Below are 21,363 nucleotides of genomic sequence, written 5' to 3'. Positions count from 1 at the left end.
GTGCGTCCCAGCCGCTTGCGGCCAGACCATGTCGCAATCAGGCCTTTCAGCGCGGGGCAGGGGTTCACCCTGCGGAACCCGCGCAATGCCGGGCAAGTGGCAACAGAACCTTGCTGAGTCCTTCGACGTTCAACGGTTTGTCGACATAGCCGTCAAAGCACGGACCCGCGCCATCGCCTGTGGATTGGGCGGCGGGATCGGCGGACATGACGACGACCGGCAGGTGCGACGCCGGACCTTCCAGCGCCCGGATCTGCCGCAGCGTTTCGAAACCGTCCATGTCCGGCATCAGAAGATCCAGCAACACCAGATCGGGCGGTGTGGGCCCGGTGATTTCTGCCAAAGCGGCCGCACCGCTGTCAGCCTCGATGGGCTGCGCGCCCAAGAGGCGCAGGTAGGTGCCCGCCACCAGCCGGTTGGTGGAAATGTCATCGACCACCAGCACGCGCACGCCGGCCAGACTGCCATCGCCCAATCGCTCCGGAGCGGGCAGGTCCGTGGCCAGCGCGGGCTCGGTCGCCAGGGTCAGCAGGAATTGCGCCCCGCTGACGGAGGGCAGCAGGACCAGATCGCCCCCCATGCGGCGCGCCAATGTGCGGGCGATGGACATGCCCAATCCGGTGCCGGGGACATTGAGCTGGCCGCGATGAAACGGCTCGAAGATCTTTTCGCGCAGGTCTTCGGGCACGCCGGGACCGCTGTCTGCCACCTTGATGGCCAGAATTCCGGGCTGATGTTCATACACATAGACCGAGATCAGCCCGACTTGCGTATATTTCACCGCGTTGGACAGGATGTTGGACAGGCACTGGCGCAGCCGTTGGCCATCCAGCCGGGCGAAGTGCGGGACGCCAGCATGAACGGTGAAACGCAAGATCAGCCCGGCATCCTCAACCTGCTGGCGGAACATGGCGACGGTGGAGGCGATTTCCGCCCTCAGGTCCAGCGGTTTGGGCCGGATCGGCAACTGACCGGCCTGCGCGGCCGAAAGGTCAAGAATGTCGTCCACCATCACTGCCAGCACCCGCGCCGATTGCACCAGAATGGCCAGCCGTTCGCGACTGTCTGGTGAGGAGGCCAGCGTCAGTTCTGCATTGCCCATGCCCAGAATGGCGTTCAGAGGGGTGCGCAATTCGTGGCTCATCTGTGCCAGAAACCGCGACTTGGCTTGATCCGCCGCCCGTGCGGCCCGGCTTTCGCGCAGGGTTTCGTCGTGCAGATGGTGGACCGACAGCATGGTGATCAGCGCGAAGTAAGCCGCAGCCGCGATGCATGCGGTGGAGATCACGAACCCCGCCGGGTTGCCGGCGTGCAGCCAATACCAGCCGTTGCCCAAGGCCGCAGCGAGGGTTATCACCGTCGCCCCCGTCAGCCCGAGGGGCAGATGCACGGTCCGCACCGTGGCGATATGAATCAGCGAAACCAATGTGGTGCCGACCGCGTAGGACTTCGCCAGCGGATCCTCCAGCTGCCAGCACAGGACCGGCACCAGACAATAGGCCGCTTGCGATAGCGTGTAGCAGGCCAGCATGCCGAAATAGCGATCGGGCTGGCGGGGCGGATCAAGCCGCTTCAAAAGCCTGAAACCCGACAGTTCCGCCGCCATGTCCAGACCGAACAACACGGCGCAGAGCCATAGCGGCAGGAAGACGGCCGAGGTCAGGAAAGCCACGAAGGCCAGAACCCTGCGGTCGATCTCCATGCCGTTTGCCACCGCAAACTGCCGCGCCACTTCTTCGGGCGATTGCCGTCTGGCAAAACGCTGCAAGGAGGCGGGCAGGGTGGGCGACGACGGAAGCGGCATGTCCGATACGATAGAGGCATTCGATCAGAAAAGGGGCAACTCTAAAGAGCGAGTCACTTGGCAGGTGGTTTGACGGCAATTTCCTGCCAGAATTGACCATCTGGTCCGAAGATCAAGATGCGGTTGTCGGTGGTGACGACGGCGACCCAGCCGGTGCCCATGGTGACGGCCGCTGCCGTGGCCCCGGCAGGCATCTGCAGGTGGGCCGGGGCAGTCGGATGCGCCCCGGGCATCGGGAGGCGGGTGACAAGCAACCAAACCACGGTTAAGACGCCACCGATCAGGCTGAGCGTCAATGTCATGACCAGCCACTTCAGCCAGCGCAACGACGGCGGCAGCGTCGCATCATCCTCGGGAGTTTCGGCCATGGTCCCCTCTTATACGTCTGACGACCTGCCGGAGGATGATGCGATCTTCATCTCCATCCCGTTCGGCGCGCCTGTCCGCCTTGATAAGGCGCTGGCTGTCCTTGTGCCAGAGGGGGCCGCCCTGTCGCGCAGCCGTCTGGCGCGGATGATCGACGAAGGCGCGGTGATGCGCGATGGTGTTGCGGTGCGCGACGGCAAGGCGAAGGTGGTCGAGGGCGAGGTGTACCGTATCCAGCTGGATCCGCCAGAGGACGTCGAGACCCTGGCCGAAGACATCCCGTTGTCGGTGATCTGGGAAGATGGCGACCTGATCGTGATCGACAAGCCGGCGGGTATGGTGGTGCATCCTGCGCCCGGCAGCCCGCGCGGCACCTTGGTCAACGCCCTGCTGCATCATTGCGGCGATACTCTGTCGGGCATCGGTGGCGAGCGGCGGCCCGGCATCGTCCACCGCATCGACAAGGACACGACGGGCCTTCTGGTCGTGGCAAAGTCTGACCGTGCCCATCACGGGCTGGCCAAGCAGTTCGAGGAACACTCGGTTGATCGCCGTTACATGGCCGTGGTGCATGGCGTCCCACAAGCCGGCGATCCACGTCTGCGCGGCTTGCGCGGCATCACGGTAGAGGCGGGCGGCATCATCCGCATCGCCACCGAACTGGCCCGACATCGGACCGACCGCCAGCGTCAGGCCGTGGTCTGGGATGGCGTGGGCCGCCATGCCGTGACGCGGGTGCGGGTGATGGAGGACTACCGGGGCGGTGCCGCTTTGGTGGAATGCTGGCTGGAAACCGGGCGGACCCATCAGATCCGGGTCCACATGTCCTATGCCGGACACGGGCTGATCGGGGATCCGACCTATGGCGGCACCCGCAAGCTGGCGCCCAAGACCTTCGAAACCGCAGCGGATCTGGCCAACAGCTTCCCCCGGCAGGCCCTGCACGCCGCCACCCTGGGCTTTGACCATCCGGTGACGGGCGAGCGGTTGTCCTTCGCCTCGCCCCTGCCCGAGGATTTCGCCGGGCTCGTCGCGGCCCTGCGCAGCGCCAGTTGACGGCTGGCGCACCCTTGCCGCGCGAAAATGCGCAGAGAAGGTGCTGGAAGGACGACGGAAAGCGGTTCACGCTGCGTTAATGCCTGCAGGATTAGGCTGCGACACGGTCGGGCACATGCAGGTTAGGGCGGGGCTTGAACCAACGTGGTTGGGTTCCTACTTGATGTAGCCATGTCCGGGGGCGCAGTCGCACCGGATCGTCACAGGGGGCGTCGAATATGAGCACCTATGCAAATCTGCCGGCACCAAGCCCGGAACAGGGGCTGAACCGGTATATGCAGGAAATCCGCAAGTTCCCGCTGCTGGAACCTGAGGAAGAATACATGCTGGCCAAGCGTTGGGTCGACCATCAGGACACCCAGGCCGCGCACAAGATGGTAACCTCGCACCTGAGGTTGGCCGCCAAGATCGCCATGGGCTATCGCGGCTATGGTTTGCCGCAGGCTGAGGTGATTTCAGAGGCCAATGTCGGCCTGATGCAGGCGGTCAAGCGGTTTGACCCCGAGCGCGGCTTCCGGCTTGCGACCTATGCGATGTGGTGGATCCGCGCCTCGATTCAGGAATATATCCTGCGGTCATGGTCCTTGGTGAAGCTGGGCACCACCTCGGCGCAAAAGAAGCTGTTCTTCAACCTGCGCAAGGCCAAGGCCAAGGTTGGCGCGCTGGAAGAGGGTGATCTGCGGCCCGAAAACCTCGCACAGATCGCCAAGGAGCTTTCGGTGTCCGAAGCGGAAGTGACGGCGATGAACCGGCGTCTGTCGGGTGGCGATGCCTCGCTTAACGCGACCGTCGGCTCCGATGGCGAAGGCACGACGCAGTGGCAGGACTGGCTGGAGGATGAAGACAGCGATCAGGCCGGCGACTATGCCGAAAAGAACGAGTTCGATACGCGTCTTGCCCTGCTGACCCAGGCGATGGACGCGCTGAACGAACGGGAACGCGACGTGCTGACCAAGCGCCGCCTGGCCGAGACGCCGATCACGCTGGAAGAACTGTCGGAAAGCTACAAGGTCAGCCGCGAGCGGATCCGCCAGATCGAAGTGCGCGCCTTTGAAAAGCTGCAAGAGCGCATGCGTGACCTTGCCCGCGGAAAAGGCATGGTTGTGCCGGCTTGAGCCGACGCGCCCATGCCGAAGGGCGGTCACGGTTGCAACCCTGACCGCCCCCGCGTATCACCCGCCCTGACACCATGACCAAGCGCCATGTGAGGAGCGGACCCATGACCATGCTGGAAACCTTCATAAAGCCGATGCACCCGGAAGGTTACCGCTTCGTCGGGATCTTCGCGGTCATCACGGCCATTCTGTTCTGGATCTGGGTGCCCTTTGGCTGGATCGGCGTTGGCCTGACCGTCTGGTGCTATTACTTCTTCCGTGACCCCAAGCGTTCGGTTCCCCTGACCGAAAATCTGGTGCTGAGCCCGGCTGACGGTGTGATCTCGTTGATCGAACCGGCGGTGCCGCCGGTGGAGCTGGGCATGGGGCCGCAGCCCTTGACGCGGGTGTCGGTCTTCATGTCGGTGTTCAATTGCCATGTGAACCGGATGCCCGTCGGTGGCAAGATCGAGGCGGTGGCTTACCGGCCCGGCACCTTCGTCAACGCCTCCCTCGACAAGGCGTCGGAAGACAACGAGCGCAATGCGGTGCTGATCTCGATGGTGGATGGCACGCGGGTCGCCGTGGTACAGATTGCAGGTCTGGTGGCGCGGCGGATCGTGTGTTTCACCAAGCCCGGCGCGCAGCTTCGGGCGGGCGACCGCTTCGGCCTGATCCGCTTTGGCTCGCGGTTGGATGTCTACTTGCCGCCCGGTGTGGCGCCGATGGTGGCGCTGGGGCAGACGATGATCGCCGGCGAAAGCATTATTGCCGACCTGTCCTCGCAATCCGCCGCCCGCCTTGCCCGGAGGGAGTGACATGTCCGAAAGCCCGCGCGGCGGATCAGAACTGCATCTGGTCCAGCTTCTGCCCAATCTGATGACGATTTCTGCGATGTGTTCCGGCCTGACCGGCATCCGTTTCGCCGTGGAGGGGTTGTTTACCGCGGCGGTCGGGATGATTCTGCTGGCGGCGGTGCTGGATGGGTTGGACGGCCGGGTGGCGCGGCTGCTGCGCAGCGAAAGCGAGATTGGCGCGGAACTCGACTCGCTGGTCGATTTCGTCAATTTCGGTGTGGCGCCGGGGTTGATCATGTATCTGTGGGGCCTGCATGGCGTGCAAAGCGGCGGCTGGATCGCCACGCTGGTCTACGCCACCTGCTGCCTGCTGCGGTTGGCGCGGTTCAACATCGGCAACCGGATGCTGATGGAAAAAGCCGCCGAGAACCCAAGCGAAAAGCCGACCAGCAACTTCACCGGCGTGCCCTCGCCCGCCGGGGCGATGCTGGCGATGCTGCCACTGTATTTCTCGTTCATGCTGCCTGATGCACCGCATATTCCGGCCTCTGTGCTGGCAGTCTGGATGGTGCTGATCGGTGGGCTGATGATCAGCCGGATCCCGACGCCCTCGTTCAAATCGGTGACCGTCTATTCCGAGAATGTCCGTTTCGTCATCGTGGGATTCGTGGCGCTGGTCGCGGCCTTGCTGACCTTCCCGTGGGAGACGATGGTGGCCATCGATCTGGGCTATGTGGCCATCGTGCTGAAATCCGTGTGGCTCTTTCGCAAGAGCCGCAAGGGTTTGCGCGGTCTTTGATCAAATGGCCCTTGCCGCCCGCGCGGGTTCTTTCTAGCGTTGCGTGACATTTTGGGGGAGACGGCGATGGCGGCAGTGAAATGGGGCGTCCTTGGCGCAGCTAAGTTTGCGCGAGAGCACATGGCTCCAGCGATCCACGCGGCCAAAGGATCGCAGCTTTACGCGTTGGCCACGCATTCAACCGAAAAGGCAGCGCCTTTTGTGGAGTTCTGCCCCGGTCTGAAGGTGCATGACACCTATGACGCGCTGCTGGCCGACCCCGAGGTGGAGGCGGTCTACATTCCGTTGCCCAACCACCTGCATGTCATCTGGACGCTGAAGGCGCTCGCGGCGGGCAAGCATGTGCTGACTGAAAAACCGATCGCCATGCACGCGAGGGAGGTCGATCAGATCATCCACGCCCGCGATGCGGCCAAGAAACTGGCTGCCGAGGCCTATATGATCGTTTTCCACCCGCAATGGCAGCGCGCCAAACAGTTGGTGGAAGAGGGCGCCATTGGCAAGGTCACCCATGTTGACGCGGCATTTTCCTATGACAACCGCTCTGACCTGACCAATATCCGCAACCGCGCCGATGCGGGCGGCGGTGGCATCCGGGATATTGGCGTTTACACCTATGGTTCGGTGCGCTTTGTCACCGGGGCGGAACCGGTGGAACTGCAGTCCAAGATCCGGCGCGAAAATGGCGTCGATGTCTGGGCGCAGGTGACGTCGGTGATGGGCGGGCCGTTGGGTCGCTTCACCTATTCGGCCATGACCTCGATGCGGTTGTTCAACCGTCAGGAAGTTGTGTTCCAGGGTGACAAGGGCATGATCCGCGTGGCAAACGCGCCCTTCAACGCCGCGGTGCATGATCAGGCGCAACTGGAGCTGCATCAACCCGGCAACAAGGTCACCATCGAACGCTTCCCGGGCGTGAACCAGTACAAGCTGCAGGTCGAGGCGTTCAGCCGCTCGGTCCGTGAGGGCGTGCCCTATCCCTGCCCGCTGGAATTTGTGCGCGGCACTCAAGCCATGATCGACCGCGTGTTCCAGATGGAAAGCCCGGTTTCGCTGTAAAAGGGCCGGGCAGCACCCATGTAAGTGCGGCCCATGCTTCCCATATGTCAGGCATGTTCAACCTTGGAGGATGACATGCCCGACCCTATCCCTGCCGCTGGCGAGTCGCTTTGGTTGCGGCTTCTGTGGATGATCCTGATCGGCATTATGATGAGCCTGGCGCAAACCCTGCTCAACGTTCTGGCCGTGGTTCAGTTGATCGTGATGGCGGTGACCACCGCTGTGCCAAACCCCGAGATTGCCGCCTTCGGCAAGCGTCTTGGCCTGTGGCTGGGCAAGGCGACGCGCTATCAGACTGCGGCGAGTGCGGCCAAGCCTTGGCCTTGGGCACCGCTGGACTGAACGCCCGCGCGTTGCTGCAGATCAAAGCACAGGCTTTCAAGTCTGCGATAATGGCCACATCGAAGATGGAGAACACGATGAAAAAGTTGCAGTCCCTTTACCTGATCGCCTCGGACGAAGGTTATCGGCTGGTCCATACCCATGACCTTGATCTGGCAGAGATTTCGCTGGCCGGCACGGATGAGGGTTCTGGCCATGGCCACGGTGTTGCGGTTACGGACAGCAACGGTCCCGAAGGCAAGCTGGAGCAGGAGCGCAACCAGCTTGCCAAGTCCGCCATCGAGACTTTGCAGAAAGTCTGGGCCAAGGGCACCTATGACCGGATCATCATCGCGGCAAGCCCCAAGACTCTGGGCCATTTGCGCGCCGCCCTGCCCAAATCCCTGCATGCCCATGTGGCAGCAGAACTGCACAAGGATCTGCTGAAAATCCCGGTGCATGAACTTGCCGCGCACTTCAAGGAAGTGACCGAAGCGTAAGGGGTGGAGGGCGCCTAGCCCTCCATCGCCTCCAACTCGTCAATGAAGCCTGCAATCATCGACAGCCCGCGATCCCAGAACTTGGGGTCGCTGGCGTCGAGTCCGAAGGGGGCCAACAACTCTTTGTGGTGCTTGCTGCCGCCCGCCTTCAGCATGTCGAAATACTTGTCCTCAAAGCCCGGCAGCCCTTCGGCATAGGTGGCGTACAGCGCATTCACCAGTCCGTCACCGAAGGCGTAGGCGTAGACGTAGAAGGGCGAGTGGATGAAGTGGGGGATGTAGGACCAGAAGGTTTCATACCCGTCCATGAACTCGAACACCGGGCCGAGCGATTGCGCTTGGACAGACATCCACAGCGCGTTGATGTCGTCGGGCGTCAGTTCTCCGTCCGCGCGGGCGGCGTGCAGTTTGCATTCGAAGTCGTAGAAGGCGATCTGGCGGACCACCGTGTTGATCATGTCCTCGACCTTGCCGGCCAGCAGGGTCTTGCGTTCGGCCGGGGTCTTGGCGTTGTCCAGAAGCTTGCGGAAGGTCAGCATTTCGCCGAACACGCTTGCGGTTTCGGCCAGCGTCAGAGGGGTTGAGGACAGGAGTTCGCCCTGGCCAGCCGCCAGAACCTGGTGGACACCGTGGCCCAGTTCATGCGCGAGCGTCATCACATCGCGCGGTTTGCCCAGGTAGTTCAACATGACATAGGGGTGAACGGTGGTGACGGTCGGGTGCGCGAAGGCGCCCGGTGCTTTGCCCGGTTTTACGCCTGCGTCGATCCAGCCCTTGGTGAAGAAGGGGGCGGCAATCTGGGACATGCGGGGGTCGAAGGCGGCATAGGCGGATTGCACGGTTTCCACCGCTTCGTCCCAGCCCACGAGGCGCGGGGTTTCAATCGGCAGGGGCGCGTTGCGGTCCCAGACTTGCAGCTTGTCCAGACCCATCCATTTGGCCTTCAGCTTGTAATAGCGGTGCGACAGCTTGGGGTAGGCCGCGACAACGGCATTGCGCAGGGCCTCGACCACTTCGGGTTCGACGTGGTTGGCAAGGTGGCGACCGGCTTGCGGGCTGGGCATCTTGCGCCAGCGGTCATGGATTTCCTTTTCCTTGGCGAGCGTATTGTGGACCCGGGCGAAGAGTTTGACATTCTTTTCAAAGACCTCGGCCAAGGCATGCGCCGCAGCCTCGCGCTTGGACCGATCGGTGTCGGTCAGGAAGTTCAGGGTGGCTTCCAGCGACAACTCTTCCGGCTCGCCCTCGACCTTGAACATCAGGCCGGCCATCGTCTCGTCAAACAGCTTGTTCCATGCCGAGGCGCCAACGACAGAGGTGTCGTGCAGGAATTGTTCCATTTCGTCCGACAACTGGTGCGGGCGCATGGCGCGCATGCGGTCGAAAACGGGTTTGTAGCGGGCAAGGGCAGGGTTCTGCGCCAGCAAGCCTGCCAGATGCTCATCCTCCAGACGGTTGAACTCAAGGCTGAAGAACACCAACGAGGAGGTGAAGTCGGTGATCTGGCCTTCGGCGTCGGCCATGAATTTGGCACGGTCGCTGTCGAGCGTGTTCTGGTAGTAGCGCAGGCCCGCGTAGGACATGACCCGCCCGCCGGTGGTTTCGATCCGCTCATAGCTTTGCACGCAATCGAGCAGCGCATCGGCGGAAAGGGTGGCAAGTTTGCCCTGATAGGTCGCAGCGAAACCGGCGCAGGATTGCTTCAGCCACGACATGTCGCGCGCGAATTCCGGGCTGTCGGGGCTGGGGTAAAGATCGGTCAGGTCCCAGTCGGGCAGGTTGCCGAAGTTGTCTGCGGAACCGGTGGGGTTGGCGTCAAGGACGGGACGGAATTTGGTGAGCATGAGGACCTCGTTTGGCTTTGGTCTTATGTAGGGGGGCGGGGCAGGAATGGAAACGGGGTTTCGTGGGGCAGGCCGCCGGGGGTTTCACACCCCCGGGCCCCCGTGGGATATTTATGAACAAATGAAGGGGGGCTATTGAAGCGCCTTGAGGGCCGTGGCGCGGTCAGGGCTGAGGCTGGGGTGCCAGGCGATGAGGCGGGGAGCAACAAGGTCGATGCCGGATTTGCGGCGCGGGTTTGGGGTGGTGCCGTCGTAGGCCAGCTCGAATATCTGGCTCGGGATGACCTGGCGGAGGGGGCCGAACCGGTCGGTGGTGTTGGATTTGGCCCATGTCAGGATTTGTGACGTTTCGGGCAGGGTGAGTTTCAGGCGGGTCAGGGGCACGAGGGCGTTGCCATGGGGCAGGGCGAAAGTGGCCTCGGGGCCCGAGTGGTCCAGAAGGGTCAGAAGGGCCAGGCAAGTTCCCGGCGTTTGGTTGATCTCGAGAGGGACGGCAAGTTTGGCGCGGAAGGTGCCGGAGGCGAGGCGGTTCAGGATCAGGCGGGCTGGTAAGGGCAGGGATGCGGCAAGGGTCAGGTAGGCGTCGCGGTCGGTGAGGCGGGCAAGGGTTTCGGTCAGGGTGGGCGCGGGACCTGCGGCGGGGGGCAGCAGCAGGGCTGCGACTTCAGCCTTGTCGAGGGTGACCTTCAGGCAGGCTTCGAGGAGAAAATGTGGGGTGTTGGTCGCCTCGGCCAGCCAGGCGAGAAGTTCGCCGGGGGCCGCAAGACGTTTGGGGCGTTGGCCGGAGAGGATTGCTTGGGCGGTCGCGGCGTCCTGCGGTCCGACCTCGGCGGCGTAGGCGGCTAAGGCCTGGGGCGTGGGGGTGCCTGTGGCGAGGAGAGCGGCGAAACGGATCATGCGATGACACCGGACTGCAGGCCTTGAGTGGCGAGCCACGCGGCGAAGGGCTTGGTGTAGCCATGCATGGTCAGGACTTGGATCGCCCCGGTCGCCTTGACCGCGGAATTGAGGCCGGGCCAGTCGGCGTGGTCTGACAGGGTGAAGGCGGCGGCGGTACCTTTGCGGCGAGCGGCCAGCGCCATCCAGCCGGAGGCGGCCGCGACCTCGTGCGGGCCGAGGGTCAGGGCCCAGTCGGAGGCCATGGCATTCGGCGTGGCGATGATCAGCGCGCCCTTCGGCGCTGGACCATGCAGCGCCGTGGTGGGGGGTAGCGCGTAGCCTTGGGCGCGTAGGGTGGCCGTAACGTCTTCGACCACGGGATGCGTGCAGATTGGGCCAAGACCCGCCAGCCCGGCCATCAGCCGCTGCGCCTTACCGAAGGAATAGGCGAGCAAGACCGCGGCGCGGCCTGCGGCGGAATTGGCCTGCCACCATGCCGCGATCTGGGCCAGAACCTGCGCCTCTGGCTGCCACTGGAAGATCGGCAGGCCGAAGGTGCATTCGGTCAGGAAGGTGTGGCAGCGCACTGGCTCGAACGGCTCGCACAGGGCATCGGCTTCGGTCTTGTAGTCGCCGGAGTTCACCCAGACCTCGCCCTGATGTTCGATGCGGATTTGCGCCGAGCCGGGCACATGGCCTGCGGGGTGAAAGCTGACGGTGACATCGCCGATCTGACGACGCTCGCCATAGGCGATGCCTTCGGCATTGATCCGGCCGAGGCGGTGACGAATCACGGGCAGGGCCTGGTGGGTGCAAAGGTAAGCGCCCATCCCGCGCGCCGCGTGGTCGGAATGGCCGTGCGTGACAAGGGCGCGCGGCACGCGGCCCATCGGGTCGATGTGGAAATCCCCGGCGGGGCAGTAAAGGCCCTGAGGGGTGGCGATGATCAGGGGCGCGCACGACATGGCGGCAGCATAGACCGAAAGCCGGACGGTTATAATCCCGTTTTGTTCCCGACCTGCAGCGCCCTCCGGCGAATCCGCCGTAAAAACAAACTGCATTTCGCCCAATATTTGGGCTTTTCTGCAAGTTAACGCCGTTTTACCGCGCCACCCCCTTTCCGTGGGCTGAAGGGGTGGATTTACTGGTGCCAGACAAGAAAGGTCGCCCGAATGACCCAGCACTTCAACGAGATGTATCTCGACGCCTCCGTCCGCGAGCCCTACGCAAGGTTGGAGGCCTGGATGCGCACCATGCCTGCCGATCTGCGCATCCAGAAACAGGCTGAGGCCGAGGCCCTGTTCCGTCGCATCGGCATCACCTTTGCCGTCTATGGCGAGGGTGGCGACCCGGATCGGCTGATCCCCTTCGACATGTTCCCCCGGGTGTTTACCCACACTGAATGGGCCAAGCTGGAACGCGGCATCAAGCAGCGGGCGCGGGCGTTGAATGCGTTTCTGGTCGATGTGTACGGACGCGGCGAAATCATCCGCGCGGGCCGCATTCCCGGCAATCTGGTCTATCAGAACGAGGCTTACGAGAAGGCCGTGGCAGGCTTCGTGCCGCCCATGGGTGTTTATTCGCACATCGTCGGCATCGACATCGTCCGCACCGGGCCGACCGACTTCTTCGTGCTGGAAGACAACTGCCGCACGCCCTCGGGTGTCAGTTACATGCTGGAAAGTCGCGAGATGATGATGCGGATGTTCCCGGACCTGTTCCGGGAAAATCGCATTGAACCGGTGGATCGCTATCACGAACTGCTGCGCCGCACGCTGACCTCGGTGGCGCCCGCCAAGTGCAAGCATGAGCCGACTGTCGTGATCCTGACGCCCGGGCACTACAACTCGGCCTATTACGAGCACAGCTTTCTGGCTGACCTGATGGGCGTTGAACTGGTTGAGGGGCAGGATCTGTTCGTCGAGGGCGAGTTTGTCTACATGCGGACGACCGAGGGGCCTAAGCGGGTGGATGTGATCTACCGCCGGATCGATGACGCCTACATCGACCCCTTGTGCTTCCGGCCGGATTCCATGCTGGGTGTGCCGGGGCTGATGGATGTCTACCGCTCGGGCGGGGTGTCGATCTGCTCGGCCCCCGGCGCGGGCGTGGCGGATGACAAGGCGGTTTACACCTTTGTGCCGGAGATGATCCGTTTCTATCTGGGCGAAGAGCCCATCCTGAACAACGTCCCCACCTGGCAATGTGCCAAGCAGGATGATCTGAAATACGTCCTCGACCGTTTGCCGGAACTGGTGGTCAAGGAAGTGCACGGCTCGGGCGGCTACGGCATGCTGGTCGGGCCGAAATCGACCAAGGAACAAGTGGAAACCTTCCGCCACAAGATCCTGAAGGATCCCGGCAACTACATCGCACAACCGACTTTGGCCCTTTCAGCCACGCCGACCTTTGTCGCCGAGGGTGTGGCGCCTCGGCACGTAGACCTGCGGCCCTATTGTCTGGTAGGCGAGCGCATCGAACTGGTGCCGGGCGGGTTGACGCGGGTGGCCCTGACCGAGGGCTCGCTGGTCGTGAACTCGTCGCAGGGTGGCGGTGTCAAGGATACCTGGGTGTTGGCGGAGTAAGTCATGCTGTCGAGAACTGCCGATAACCTTTACTGGATTGCCCGCTATATGGAGCGCGCAGAAACGGCGGCCCGCCTGCTGGAGGTGGGGGCGCGCATTTCCTTGCTGCCCACGGCGCACGGATACCGCAACGAGTGGGAGTCGATCCTGCAGTCCACCGGCACCTATGCGGCCTTTGAGGCGAAATACGGCCAGGCGGTGCAGCGCAATATTGAAAGCTTTCTGTTCTTTGACCGGGATAACCCGTCTTCGGTGGCGTCCTGCATCACCCAGGCCCGCGAAAATGGCCGGATCGTGCGCACAGCCCTGACCGGGCAGGTCTGGGATGCCCTCAACACCGCGTTTCAGGAACTGCGCCAAATCGAACGGACACCGCGCAGCGAACTGGAATTGTCCCGCCTGACCGATTGGACGATGAAACATGCGGCCATGGTGCGCGGTGGCATCGAAGCGACCCTGCTGCGCGATGACGGTTATGACTTCCTGAACCTTGGCTACGCGCTGGAGCGGGGGGATGCCACGGCGCGGTTGATGGACGTGAAATACTATGTGCTGCTGCCGCGCATGGGGGTGGGATCGGGCGTCGACAATGACCAATGGTCGATGATGCTGCGGGCGCTGTCGCTGAACCGGGCCTTCCACTGGGCCTATGGCGGCGACGTCAGTGCGGCCAAGATCGCACATTTCCTGATCCTGAACCCGCATTGCCCCCGCGCATTGATCACCTGCGTCACCGACACCAACAACCATCTGGCGCGAATTGCCAAGCTTTACGGCAAATCCACCGATGTGCAGGCCAAGGCACAAGCCCTGCAGGCCGAACTCGACGCCCTGACGCCCGAGGTGATCTTCGAGGAGGGTCTGCACGAATTCCTGTCGCGCTTCATTCTGCACACGGCAGAAATCGCCGGGATGGTTCACGACACTTACCTGTCCGGAGACATGCGCTGATGCTGCTGCTGATCGACCATGTGACGCTGTATCGCTACGATGCCCCGGTGCGGGGTGTGGTGCAAAGCCATCGCCTGACGCCCTCGGGCTGCGAGGGGCAGAGGGTGCTGGAGTGGGAGGTCACCGTGTCAGGCGGCGTCAAGGGCGGCGGCTTTCGTGACGGTGCTGGGGATTGGGTGCAGGGTTGGAGCGTCAAGGGTCCTGTGTCTGAAATATCTGTGCATGTCCGAGGCAGGGTGCAAACCGCCGATATGGCTGGCGTCCTGAAAGGTCACCGGGAGATTGTGGCGCCCGAGGTCTACTTGGCGGAAACTGCCGCCACCGAACTCGCCGGTGGTTTGGTCGCCTTGGCCAAGGCAGCCGAGGGGGCCGAGACCCGGCTGGCCGCAGCCCATGCGATGTCGCGGGCGGTGTCAGAGGCCGTCGCATACAAACCCGGTGCGACCCACGCCCGGACCACGGCCGCCGAGGCCTTGGAGCAGGGCGAGGGTGTCTGTCAGGACCACACCCATATCCTGTGCGCCATTGCCCGGGCCAACGGAATTCCAGCGCGCTATGTCTCGGGCTACTTGCTGGCCGATGCCGAAGGGACGCCGCACGAGGCTGCCCATGCCTGGGCAGAGCTGCACATTCCGGGTCTGGGCTGGGTCGGGTTCGACCCCGCCAACGAATGCTGCCCGGATGACCGCTATGTCAGGCTCGGCTCTGGCCTTGATTCGCGCGAAGCCGCACCCATCCGCGGATCGGCCCGGTCCAATGGGGCGGAAAGTCTGGATGTGACGGTTGCGGTTCTGGCAACGCAGCAATAGGGTCACGCCCTGAGAATATGGGGAAGCGACGATGACCTATTGCGTGGGGCTTTTGCTGAACGAAGGCATGGTGATGCTGTCGGACACCCGCACCAATGCGGGGCTCGACAATATTTCCACCTATCGCAAGATGTTCTTCTTCGAACAGCCCGGGGAACGGGTGATCGCGATCATGACAGCCGGTTCGCTCTCGGTGACGCAAACCACCATCGCCCGTCTGCAAGAGGCGATCGACGACCCGGATGCGACCGAGGACACCTCGATCCTGAAGGCGCCGACCCTGCTGAAAGCTGCATCGATCATCGGCAACATGCTGGCCACCGTGCGGGGCGAGATTGACGAAAAGATGCACGCGATGAAGCAGGGTGTCACCGCCAGCATGATCGTGGCCGGGCAAAGGAAGGGCGGTCCGATGCGGCTGTTCCTGATTTACCCGGAAGGCAACTTCATTCAGGCGACCGAAGACACGCCCTTCCTGCAGATCGGCGAGCATAAATATGGCAAGCCGATCCTTGACCGCGTGGTGAAGCCTTCGACCAGCCTTGCCGATGCGCAAAAGGCGGTGCTGCTGTCAATGGACTCAACCCTGCGGTCGAACCTTTCGGTGGGCATGCCGCTGGATCTGTGCATCATCGAGAAAGACGCGCTGAAGATCGGCCGCAAACGGCGGATCGAGGCGGGCGATGAGCAGTTCCGCGCCATGAGCGAGGCGTGGAGCAAGGCCCTGCGCGACGGCTTCACCCAGATCAACATCTGACGCGCCCTTGGCCGGCAGCCGGGGGTTTCACACCCCCGGACCCCCGTGGGATATTTGGGCCTGAATGAAGGGGCTAGGTTCCGAACAGGGCAATCGCGTCCGCAAGAAACGCATCGCGTATGCCCGGGCGTTCCATCAGGATTTCATGCTCGGCCCCCTGAACGAGGCTCAGCCGGCCCATGCGCCAATGGTGCATGCGGGTGAGAATCGGGGTGGGGTCCACGATCCGCTCATGGCTGCCAAGGGCGCAAAGGGTTCGGACAGCGGGCGAGGGCAGGCGGGCGAGGGCGCGACACTCGGTGAGGGCGGCATGCAGCCAGCCAAAAGACGGGCCGCCGAGCGATAGCGCTGGCTGGGCCAAGGCTTGGCGGCGCATGTAGTCCCACATGTCAGGGTCGGTGGTGAGGGTATTGTCCTGAAACGGCGCTTCGATCACGTAGATCGCCGCACCGGTGCCGAGGACATAGCGGTGGTCGAACTTCAGGGGGCGAGCGACGGCCGACAGGATGGTGGCCACCGGACGCATCAGCGCCGAGATCAGAATGCCCCACATCGGGCCGCTGAAGGCCGCCGATGCGAACGGCAGGTTTCGCAGCAAGGCGCGCAAGCCGATGCAGCCACCCATCGAATGGGCCAGCAGGTGGAAGGGCTGGGGGAGGCCTGCGGACGTCGCATAGGCCAGAAGGGCATCAAGGTCCTGTTGATACTCTGCAAAATCAGAGACATGGCCGACAAGCGGGTCGATCAGCGCGCGGTCCGACATGCCTTGACCACGCCAATCGAGGGTCAGGGTGGCAAACCCGGACTTGGCCAGAACGGCTGCGGTGCGACCATATTTCTCGATGTATTCCGAGCGCCCGGGCAGCAACACGACCGTGCCCTTGGGTGCGGTGCCATTCCAAACGCCGGCCCGGATCCGGGTGCCGTCGGCAGCAGTCAGCCAGATACCCTGCCCATCCGGCGGCCCTTCGGCCACCGTGTTGAACAGGGGGGGCGCGGTCAACTCAGCACCTGGCCCAGTTTCATCGCCAAACCCATCGGGCCATCGACGGTCAGCTTGCCGGACATGAAGGCCGAGGCGGCGGAAAGCTCTCCACCCAGAAGGGCTTGAAACACCTCGGTTGTGGCGGTCAGGGTGACATCGGCCGGCTCATCGCCAGCCCGTGCCCCGCTGGCGTCGAACATGATCGAACCCTCGCCGATAAAGGTGAACTTTGCCACCGCGTCAAAGCCCTTGCCCGCGCGGGCCGTCAGGGCCGCAATCGCAGTATCGATAACTTTGCTCATCTCTGTCCCTTTCGTGATGGCGCAGCACTGGCGTTTTCGGCGCCATGCGTTACCTTGCAGCTTATGAAAGCCCTGCGTCCACTTGCCAATGGTATCCTTGCAGTCCTTCTGCTGATTGCATCGGGACTCTGCCCGGCTTTGGCCGATACCGCAAAGCTGGACGACCTTTTCCAGCAATTGCAGACTGCGACGGACGAGGAAGCCGGGGCCATCACCCAGAACATCTGGCTGGAATGGTCGAAATCCGGATCGGCCTCGATGGACCTGCTGTTGAAGCGTGGGCAAGACGCGCTGGCGGCCGGTGATCCGCAAAGCGCGATTGACCATCTGACTGCGCTGATCGACCACGCCCCTGACTTTCCCGAAGGGTATAATGAGCGGGCGACCGCTTATTTCCAGATCGGCCAGTTGGGGCTGGCGATTGCCGACATTGCCAAGACACTGGCGCTGAACCCAAGGCATTTTGGGGCGCTCTCCGGGCTTGGCATGATCTTTGAACAGCTGAACGAGCCCGACAAGGCGCTGGAAGTCTACCGCGAGGCCTTGAAAATCAACCCGCATATGAAAGATGTGCAGGACGCGGTGAAACGGCTGGACGCCCAGCTTGGCGGGCAGGAGCTGTAAGACAGACATGAGCGAACCCTCACGGGTGACGGCGGTCCTTGGGCCGACCAACACCGGCAAGACTCATTATGCCATCGAAAAGATGCTGTCGCACCGCACCGGGGTGATCGGCCTGCCGCTGCGTCTGCTGGCGCGAGAGGTGTACGACCGCGTGGTCAAGCTGCGCGGGCCCTCCGTCGTGGCGCTGATCACCGGGGAGGAGCGGATCGTGCCGGAGAGGCCCCTGTACTGGGTGGCCACGACCGAGGCGATGCCTTTGGAGATTGGGGCGGACATCGTCATCGTCGACGAGATCCAGTTGTGTGCAGATCCGGAGCGGGGGCATGTGTTCACCAACCGCCTGCTGCACGCGCGCGGGCTGCTGGAGACGCTGTTTCTGGGCTCTGACACAATGCGTCCGGCGATTGCTGGCCTGGTCCCCGGCGTGCAGTTCATGCGCAAGGAGCGGATGTCGACTTTGACCTTCGCAGGTTCGAAAAAGATAAGCCGCATGCCGGAACGCTCTGCCATCGTCGGCTTTTCTGTTGAAAATGTCTATGCCATCGCCGAGCTGATCCGGCGCACCAAAGGCGGTTGCGCGGTGGTGATGGGGGCATTGAGCCCGCGGACACGGAACGCTCAGGTCGCCATGTATCAAAACGGCGATGTGGATTATCTGGTCGCGACCGATGCCATCGGCATGGGGCTGAACCTTGATATAAAGCACGTTGCTTTCGCTTCGACCTCGAAGTTCGACGGGCGGCGGATGCGGATGCTGAACACCCAGGAGATTGGTCAGATCGCCGGTCGTGCCGGGCGCCACATGGAAAATGGCACTTTCGGCGTGACGGGAGAGGCGCGGCCCTTCGATGAGGAAGAGATCGAGGCGATCGAGGCGCACAAGTTCGATCCGGTCCGCAAGCTGATGTGGCGCAATGCCGATCTGGATTTTGGCAGTGCCGACCGGCTGATCCGCAGTCTTGAAGCCCCGACCTTTGACCCCTGGCTGAGCCGTGCGCGTGATGCCGACGATGTGCTGGCGCTGAAATACCTCTCTGCTTTGCCCGAGGTACAGGGGAAACTGACCGGCCCACAGCGGGTGCGGTTGCTGTGGGACGTCTGCCGTGTGCCCGATTTCCGCAGTGCGTCCGACAACGAACACCTGACGCTTCTGGCGCGAATCTTTGATTTCTTGACGGGCCGGGGCCTGTCGCAAACGCGCATCCCCGCCGATTGGCTGAAAAAAGCCATAGAACGCATCGACAAACCGGGTGGCGACATTGACACTATCTCGAAACGTCTGGCCTATATCCGCACCTGGACCTATGTTGCGCAGCGCAAAGGCTGGGTCGAGGACGAAAGCCATTGGCGCGACGAGACGCGTGCAGTAGAAGACCGCCTGTCAGATGGCCTCCATTTGGCGCTGACGCAAAGATTTGTTGACCGGCGCACCAGCGTGTTGCTGCGGCGGTTGAAGCAGAAGGAGACCCTCGTGGCCGAGGTGAATGACAAGGGCGAAGTCACTGTAAGTGGCGAATTCGTAGGCAAGCTGGACGGGTTCCGCTTCCGGCAGGACGCGACCAAGTCGCCGGAAGAGGCGCAGACCCTGCGCACGGCGGCGCTGGCGGCGTTGAAGCCCGAATTCCACCTCAGGGCGGATCGGTTCTACAACGCGCCGGACACTGAGATGGATTACACCACTCAGGGTGGCCTGATGTGGGGCAGTTCTGCCGTGGGCAAGCTGGTGAAGGGCGCTGAAGCCCTGCGCCCGCAGGTCGAGGTCTTCGTGGACGAGGAAGCCGGTCCCGACGTGGCCGACAAGGTGCGCCGCCGCGCCCAGCACTTCATCGACCGCAAGATTGCAGCCCTCTTCGAACCTCTCGCGGCGATGAGCCGGGACGAGGCGCTGACCGGGTTGGCCCGTGGCTTTGCCTTCCGTCTGGTCGAAGCAATGGGTGTCATTCAGCGCGATGACGTGGCGAATGATGTGAAGGCGCTGGATCAGGACTCCCGTGCCGCCTTGCGCAAGCATGGCGTGCGCTTCGGTCAGTTCACCATTTTCCTGCCCCTGCTGCTGAAGCCCGCCGCCACGCGTCTGCGTCTGGTGCTGTGGAGCCTGTGGTCCGGCCTGCAGGATTTCCCCGAAAGCCCGCCTCCGGGCCTGGTGACGATTCCCAATCTGCCCGAAGTGCCGCGCAGCCATTACACGCTGTCGGGCTATCACCCCTCGGGCGTGCGGGCGATCCGGATCGATATGCTGGAGCGTCTGGCCGATATCCTGCGCACCAAGGACAGTCGCGTGGGGTTTGAAGCGACACCGGACATGTTGTCGATCACCGGCATGACGCTGGAACAGTTCGTCGATCTGATGGCGGGTCTGGGTTACAAGGGCGAAAAGGGTGAACGCGCCAAGGTCAAGGCGGCCCCGGTCGTTGCGGCCAAGGTCGAAGAGCCTGTCTCGCTGAACCCGGTGCCGGAAGAGGTCTCGCTGATCAACCCCGTGGTCGATGAGCCTGCGGTTGAGGTCGAAGAGGCCGCGCCCGAAATGGAGGCCTATTTCACCTTCACCTGGGCCCCGAAGCCGCGCCCGCGTCCGGAACGGCCCGCGCGCCCTGAACGCAGCGGCGAACGTTCTGGCGAGCCGCGCGGCGAACGCGCGCCGCGGTCTGGTGCACCGCGCCATGACCGCAACGCCGAACGTGGTCCGCGCAAGGAAGCCGCCCCGGCGGATGCCGCGACGCCTGCTGTCGCCGCCGTCGAAGGTGCTCCGGCAGCCGAGGCCGAGGTGAAGCCGCGCCGCGAGGGGGATCGTGGCGGCTACAAGGGCAATAAACCGCGCGACGGTGGTGGCGAAGGCCGGGGCGAACGTTCAGACCGCAAGCCGCGTCCAAAAGAGGGCGGTCGCGACGGCGGCAAGTTCGAAGGCGGCAAGCCGCAGGACAAGCCGCAGCGCAGCTTCGAAGCCCGTCCGCCGCGTGCGGAAAAGCCCGTTGATCCTGACAATCCGTTCGCTGTGCTCGCGGCGCTCAAGCTGAACAAGTAATTGGCTGGGCCCGGCGATAAGACGACTCTGTCCAGCCCGAAGATGCGGCTGGACAAGTGGCTGGCGCAAGCGCGCTTCTTTCGGCGGCGTGAAATCGCCTCTGACATGGTCAGCGAGGGGCATCTGCGCCTGAACGGTCAGCACTGCGCCAAACCGGGACATGGCGTCTCGGTGGGCGATGTGCTGACCTTTGCGCAGGCCGACCGGATCAGGGTCGTGCGTATCCTGTCTTTGGGCACAAGGCGCGGCCCCGCGCCAGAAGCACGACTGCTCTACGCTGACCTTGATGCCACATCCCCGGTGGATGACGCTTCGACCCTTGAATGATCCTGAAGCCTCGTCTAGTCAAACCTCGCGGAATTCGAAGGATGGACCTGCCATGACCTATGTGGTGATCGACAACTGCATCGCCTGCAAATACACCGACTGCGTCGAAGTGTGTCCGGTGGACTGCTTCTACGAAGGCGAAAACATGCTTGTCATCCATCCCGATGAATGCATTGACTGCGGGGTGTGCGAACCGGAATGCCCCGCCGATGCGATCCGCCCGGATACAGAACCGGATCTGGACCATTGGGTGACCTTCAACCGCAAATATGCCGAACTTTGGCCGGTGATCGTCACCAAGAAAGACGCCTTGCCCGAAGCCACCGAGCGCGATGGCGAAAAGGACAAGGTCAAGAAGTACTTCTCTGAGGCAGCGGGCCTCGGCGGCTGAGTCGCAACAGTTCGGGCGATTCGGACAAATTCGCCAAATTTGGCGGCAACCTTGTGAAAAACCCTTGGGGATCAACCTTCAAGGTTCCTTT

At 63.1% G+C, this 21,363-nt stretch carries 22 protein-coding genes; 15 read left to right on the top strand and 7 right to left on the bottom strand.

The features are described from left to right. Window positions 1-64 precede the first annotated feature (64 nt). Window positions 65-1,804: an ATP-binding response regulator gene (locus AC1Y2B_RS07405; RefSeq protein WP_482252432.1), complete on the bottom strand. Its 1,740-nt coding sequence runs from the start codon at window positions 1,802-1,804 to the stop codon at window positions 65-67. Window positions 1,805-1,857: 53 nt separating this feature from the next. Beyond that, window positions 1,858-2,172, bottom strand: a complete 315-nt coding sequence (locus AC1Y2B_RS07400) for a DUF6476 family protein (RefSeq protein WP_482252431.1) — start codon at window positions 2,170-2,172, stop codon at window positions 1,858-1,860. On the opposite strand from AC1Y2B_RS07400, the gene AC1Y2B_RS07395 reads away from it, so the two are divergent. From AC1Y2B_RS07395 to AC1Y2B_RS07365, 7 genes are all read left to right on the top strand, one after another. After that, window positions 2,171-3,226, top strand: coding sequence for an RluA family pseudouridine synthase (locus AC1Y2B_RS07395; RefSeq protein ID WP_482252430.1), 1,056 nt, complete (start codon window positions 2,171-2,173; stop codon window positions 3,224-3,226). The genes AC1Y2B_RS07400 and AC1Y2B_RS07395 overlap by 2 nt on opposite strands. A gap of 218 nt (window positions 3,227-3,444) precedes the next feature. After that, entirely contained in the window at window positions 3,445-4,341 is an 897-nt protein-coding gene (rpoH, locus tag AC1Y2B_RS07390) for an RNA polymerase sigma factor RpoH (protein WP_482252429.1), read from the top strand. A 104-nt stretch (window positions 4,342-4,445) separates the two neighbouring features. After that, window positions 4,446-5,138, top strand: a complete 693-nt coding sequence (locus AC1Y2B_RS07385) for a phosphatidylserine decarboxylase (RefSeq protein ID WP_482252428.1) — start codon at window positions 4,446-4,448, stop codon at window positions 5,136-5,138. Between the two features lies 1 nt (window position 5,139). Continuing rightward, a complete protein-coding gene (gene pssA / locus AC1Y2B_RS07380; protein ID WP_482252427.1) occupies window positions 5,140-5,916 on the top strand; it encodes a CDP-diacylglycerol--serine O-phosphatidyltransferase in 777 nt (258 codons plus the stop codon). Between the two features lie 66 nt (window positions 5,917-5,982). After that, on the top strand, window positions 5,983-6,975 hold the full coding sequence (locus AC1Y2B_RS07375; RefSeq protein WP_482252426.1) for a Gfo/Idh/MocA family protein: 993 nt from the start codon (window positions 5,983-5,985) through the stop codon (window positions 6,973-6,975). 75 nt (window positions 6,976-7,050) lie between these two features. Next, window positions 7,051-7,317, top strand: a complete 267-nt coding sequence (locus AC1Y2B_RS07370) for a DUF4389 domain-containing protein (protein WP_482252425.1) — start codon at window positions 7,051-7,053, stop codon at window positions 7,315-7,317. A gap of 77 nt (window positions 7,318-7,394) precedes the next feature. Then, window positions 7,395-7,796 (top strand): baeRF12 domain-containing protein, encoded by a 402-nt coding sequence (locus AC1Y2B_RS07365; RefSeq protein WP_482252424.1) that lies wholly within the window; start codon window positions 7,395-7,397, stop codon window positions 7,794-7,796. A 14-nt stretch (window positions 7,797-7,810) separates the two neighbouring features. Here the strand turns inward: AC1Y2B_RS07365 and AC1Y2B_RS07360 are convergent, their stop codons facing one another. The 3 genes from AC1Y2B_RS07360 to AC1Y2B_RS07350 all read right to left on the bottom strand — a co-directional run bounded on the left by AC1Y2B_RS07360 (window position 7,811) and on the right by AC1Y2B_RS07350 (window position 11,484). Beyond that, window positions 7,811-9,640, bottom strand: coding sequence for a M3 family oligoendopeptidase (locus AC1Y2B_RS07360; protein ID WP_482252423.1), 1,830 nt, complete (start codon window positions 9,638-9,640; stop codon window positions 7,811-7,813). Between the two features lie 132 nt (window positions 9,641-9,772). Then, window positions 9,773-10,537 carry a hypothetical protein gene (locus AC1Y2B_RS07355; RefSeq protein ID WP_482252422.1) on the bottom strand — a complete coding sequence of 255 codons (765 nt, stop codon included), beginning with the start codon at window positions 10,535-10,537 and terminating at the stop codon, window positions 9,773-9,775. After that, window positions 10,534-11,484, bottom strand: a complete 951-nt coding sequence (locus tag AC1Y2B_RS07350; RefSeq protein ID WP_482252421.1) for a ligase-associated DNA damage response exonuclease — start codon at window positions 11,482-11,484, stop codon at window positions 10,534-10,536. The genes AC1Y2B_RS07355 and AC1Y2B_RS07350 overlap by 4 nt, the downstream gene beginning before the upstream one ends. Before the next feature lie 207 nt (window positions 11,485-11,691). Between AC1Y2B_RS07350 and AC1Y2B_RS07345 the strand changes: the two genes are divergently transcribed. From AC1Y2B_RS07345 to AC1Y2B_RS07330, 4 genes are read left to right on the top strand one after another with little or no spacing between them, the layout of a single operon-like run. Next, on the top strand, window positions 11,692-13,104 hold the full coding sequence (locus AC1Y2B_RS07345) for a circularly permuted type 2 ATP-grasp protein (protein ID WP_482252420.1): 1,413 nt from the start codon (window positions 11,692-11,694) through the stop codon (window positions 13,102-13,104). A 3-nt stretch (window positions 13,105-13,107) separates the two neighbouring features. Continuing rightward, entirely contained in the window at window positions 13,108-14,055 is a 948-nt protein-coding gene (locus tag AC1Y2B_RS07340; protein ID WP_482252419.1) for an alpha-E domain-containing protein, read from the top strand. Beyond that, a complete protein-coding gene (locus AC1Y2B_RS07335; protein WP_482252418.1) occupies window positions 14,055-14,864 on the top strand; it encodes a transglutaminase family protein in 810 nt (269 codons plus the stop codon). The genes AC1Y2B_RS07340 and AC1Y2B_RS07335 overlap by 1 nt, the downstream gene beginning before the upstream one ends. A 31-nt stretch (window positions 14,865-14,895) precedes the next feature. Then, a complete protein-coding gene (locus AC1Y2B_RS07330; protein ID WP_482252417.1) occupies window positions 14,896-15,621 on the top strand; it encodes a proteasome-type protease in 726 nt (241 codons plus the stop codon). 73 nt (window positions 15,622-15,694) lie between these two features. Here the strand turns inward: AC1Y2B_RS07330 and AC1Y2B_RS07325 are convergent, their stop codons facing one another. Next, window positions 15,695-16,624 (bottom strand): alpha/beta hydrolase, encoded by a 930-nt coding sequence (locus AC1Y2B_RS07325; protein WP_482252416.1) that lies wholly within the window; start codon window positions 16,622-16,624, stop codon window positions 15,695-15,697. Further along, window positions 16,621-16,908 (bottom strand): SCP2 sterol-binding domain-containing protein, encoded by a 288-nt coding sequence (locus AC1Y2B_RS07320; protein WP_482252415.1) that lies wholly within the window; start codon window positions 16,906-16,908, stop codon window positions 16,621-16,623. Before AC1Y2B_RS07320 ends, AC1Y2B_RS07325 begins: the two co-directional genes overlap by 4 nt. Before the next feature lie 63 nt (window positions 16,909-16,971). Between AC1Y2B_RS07320 and AC1Y2B_RS07315 the strand changes: the two genes are divergently transcribed. Genes AC1Y2B_RS07315 through fdxA form a run of 4 tightly spaced genes read left to right on the top strand, consistent with a single transcriptional unit; the run spans window position 16,972 to window position 21,272 of the window. After that, window positions 16,972-17,532, top strand: coding sequence for a tetratricopeptide repeat protein (locus tag AC1Y2B_RS07315; protein ID WP_482252414.1), 561 nt, complete (start codon window positions 16,972-16,974; stop codon window positions 17,530-17,532). Between the two features lie 7 nt (window positions 17,533-17,539). Continuing rightward, window positions 17,540-20,554, top strand: a complete 3,015-nt coding sequence (locus AC1Y2B_RS07310; RefSeq protein ID WP_482252413.1) for a helicase-related protein — start codon at window positions 17,540-17,542, stop codon at window positions 20,552-20,554. Continuing rightward, window positions 20,555-20,881, top strand: a complete 327-nt coding sequence (locus AC1Y2B_RS07305) for an RNA-binding S4 domain-containing protein (RefSeq protein ID WP_482252412.1) — start codon at window positions 20,555-20,557, stop codon at window positions 20,879-20,881. Between the two features lie 52 nt (window positions 20,882-20,933). Beyond that, window positions 20,934-21,272, top strand: coding sequence for a ferredoxin FdxA (fdxA, locus tag AC1Y2B_RS07300; protein WP_482252411.1), 339 nt, complete (start codon window positions 20,934-20,936; stop codon window positions 21,270-21,272). Window positions 21,273-21,363 lie beyond the last annotated feature (91 nt).

Source organism: Stagnihabitans sp. (assembly GCF_964946895.1).
Note: the sequence above shows the minus strand (reverse complement) of the source record. Positions and strands in the feature narration are given on the sequence as shown.

Coding starts and splice junctions, on each gene's coding strand:
- AC1Y2B_RS07405 (WP_482252432.1), bottom strand. CDS start 1,804: ATGCCGCTTCCGTCGTCGCCCACCCTGCCCGCCTCCTTGCAGCGTTTT.
- AC1Y2B_RS07395 (WP_482252430.1), top strand. CDS start 2,171: ATGGTCCCCTCTTATACGTCTGACGACCTGCCGGAGGATGATGCGATC.
- AC1Y2B_RS07400 (WP_482252431.1), bottom strand. CDS start 2,172: ATGGCCGAAACTCCCGAGGATGATGCGACGCTGCCGCCGTCGTTGCGC.
- rpoH (WP_482252429.1), top strand. CDS start 3,445: ATGAGCACCTATGCAAATCTGCCGGCACCAAGCCCGGAACAGGGGCTG.
- AC1Y2B_RS07385 (WP_482252428.1), top strand. CDS start 4,446: ATGACCATGCTGGAAACCTTCATAAAGCCGATGCACCCGGAAGGTTAC.
- pssA (WP_482252427.1), top strand. CDS start 5,140: ATGTCCGAAAGCCCGCGCGGCGGATCAGAACTGCATCTGGTCCAGCTT.
- AC1Y2B_RS07375 (WP_482252426.1), top strand. CDS start 5,983: ATGGCGGCAGTGAAATGGGGCGTCCTTGGCGCAGCTAAGTTTGCGCGA.
- AC1Y2B_RS07370 (WP_482252425.1), top strand. CDS start 7,051: ATGCCCGACCCTATCCCTGCCGCTGGCGAGTCGCTTTGGTTGCGGCTT.
- AC1Y2B_RS07365 (WP_482252424.1), top strand. CDS start 7,395: ATGAAAAAGTTGCAGTCCCTTTACCTGATCGCCTCGGACGAAGGTTAT.
- AC1Y2B_RS07360 (WP_482252423.1), bottom strand. CDS start 9,640: ATGCTCACCAAATTCCGTCCCGTCCTTGACGCCAACCCCACCGGTTCC.
- AC1Y2B_RS07355 (WP_482252422.1), bottom strand. CDS start 10,537: ATGATCCGTTTCGCCGCTCTCCTCGCCACAGGCACCCCCACGCCCCAG.
- AC1Y2B_RS07350 (WP_482252421.1), bottom strand. CDS start 11,484: ATGTCGTGCGCGCCCCTGATCATCGCCACCCCTCAGGGCCTTTACTGC.
- AC1Y2B_RS07345 (WP_482252420.1), top strand. CDS start 11,692: ATGACCCAGCACTTCAACGAGATGTATCTCGACGCCTCCGTCCGCGAG.
- AC1Y2B_RS07340 (WP_482252419.1), top strand. CDS start 13,108: ATGCTGTCGAGAACTGCCGATAACCTTTACTGGATTGCCCGCTATATG.
- AC1Y2B_RS07335 (WP_482252418.1), top strand. CDS start 14,055: ATGCTGCTGCTGATCGACCATGTGACGCTGTATCGCTACGATGCCCCG.
- AC1Y2B_RS07330 (WP_482252417.1), top strand. CDS start 14,896: ATGACCTATTGCGTGGGGCTTTTGCTGAACGAAGGCATGGTGATGCTG.
- AC1Y2B_RS07320 (WP_482252415.1), bottom strand. CDS start 16,908: ATGAGCAAAGTTATCGATACTGCGATTGCGGCCCTGACGGCCCGCGCG.
- AC1Y2B_RS07315 (WP_482252414.1), top strand. CDS start 16,972: ATGAAAGCCCTGCGTCCACTTGCCAATGGTATCCTTGCAGTCCTTCTG.
- AC1Y2B_RS07310 (WP_482252413.1), top strand. CDS start 17,540: ATGAGCGAACCCTCACGGGTGACGGCGGTCCTTGGGCCGACCAACACC.
- fdxA (WP_482252411.1), top strand. CDS start 20,934: ATGACCTATGTGGTGATCGACAACTGCATCGCCTGCAAATACACCGAC.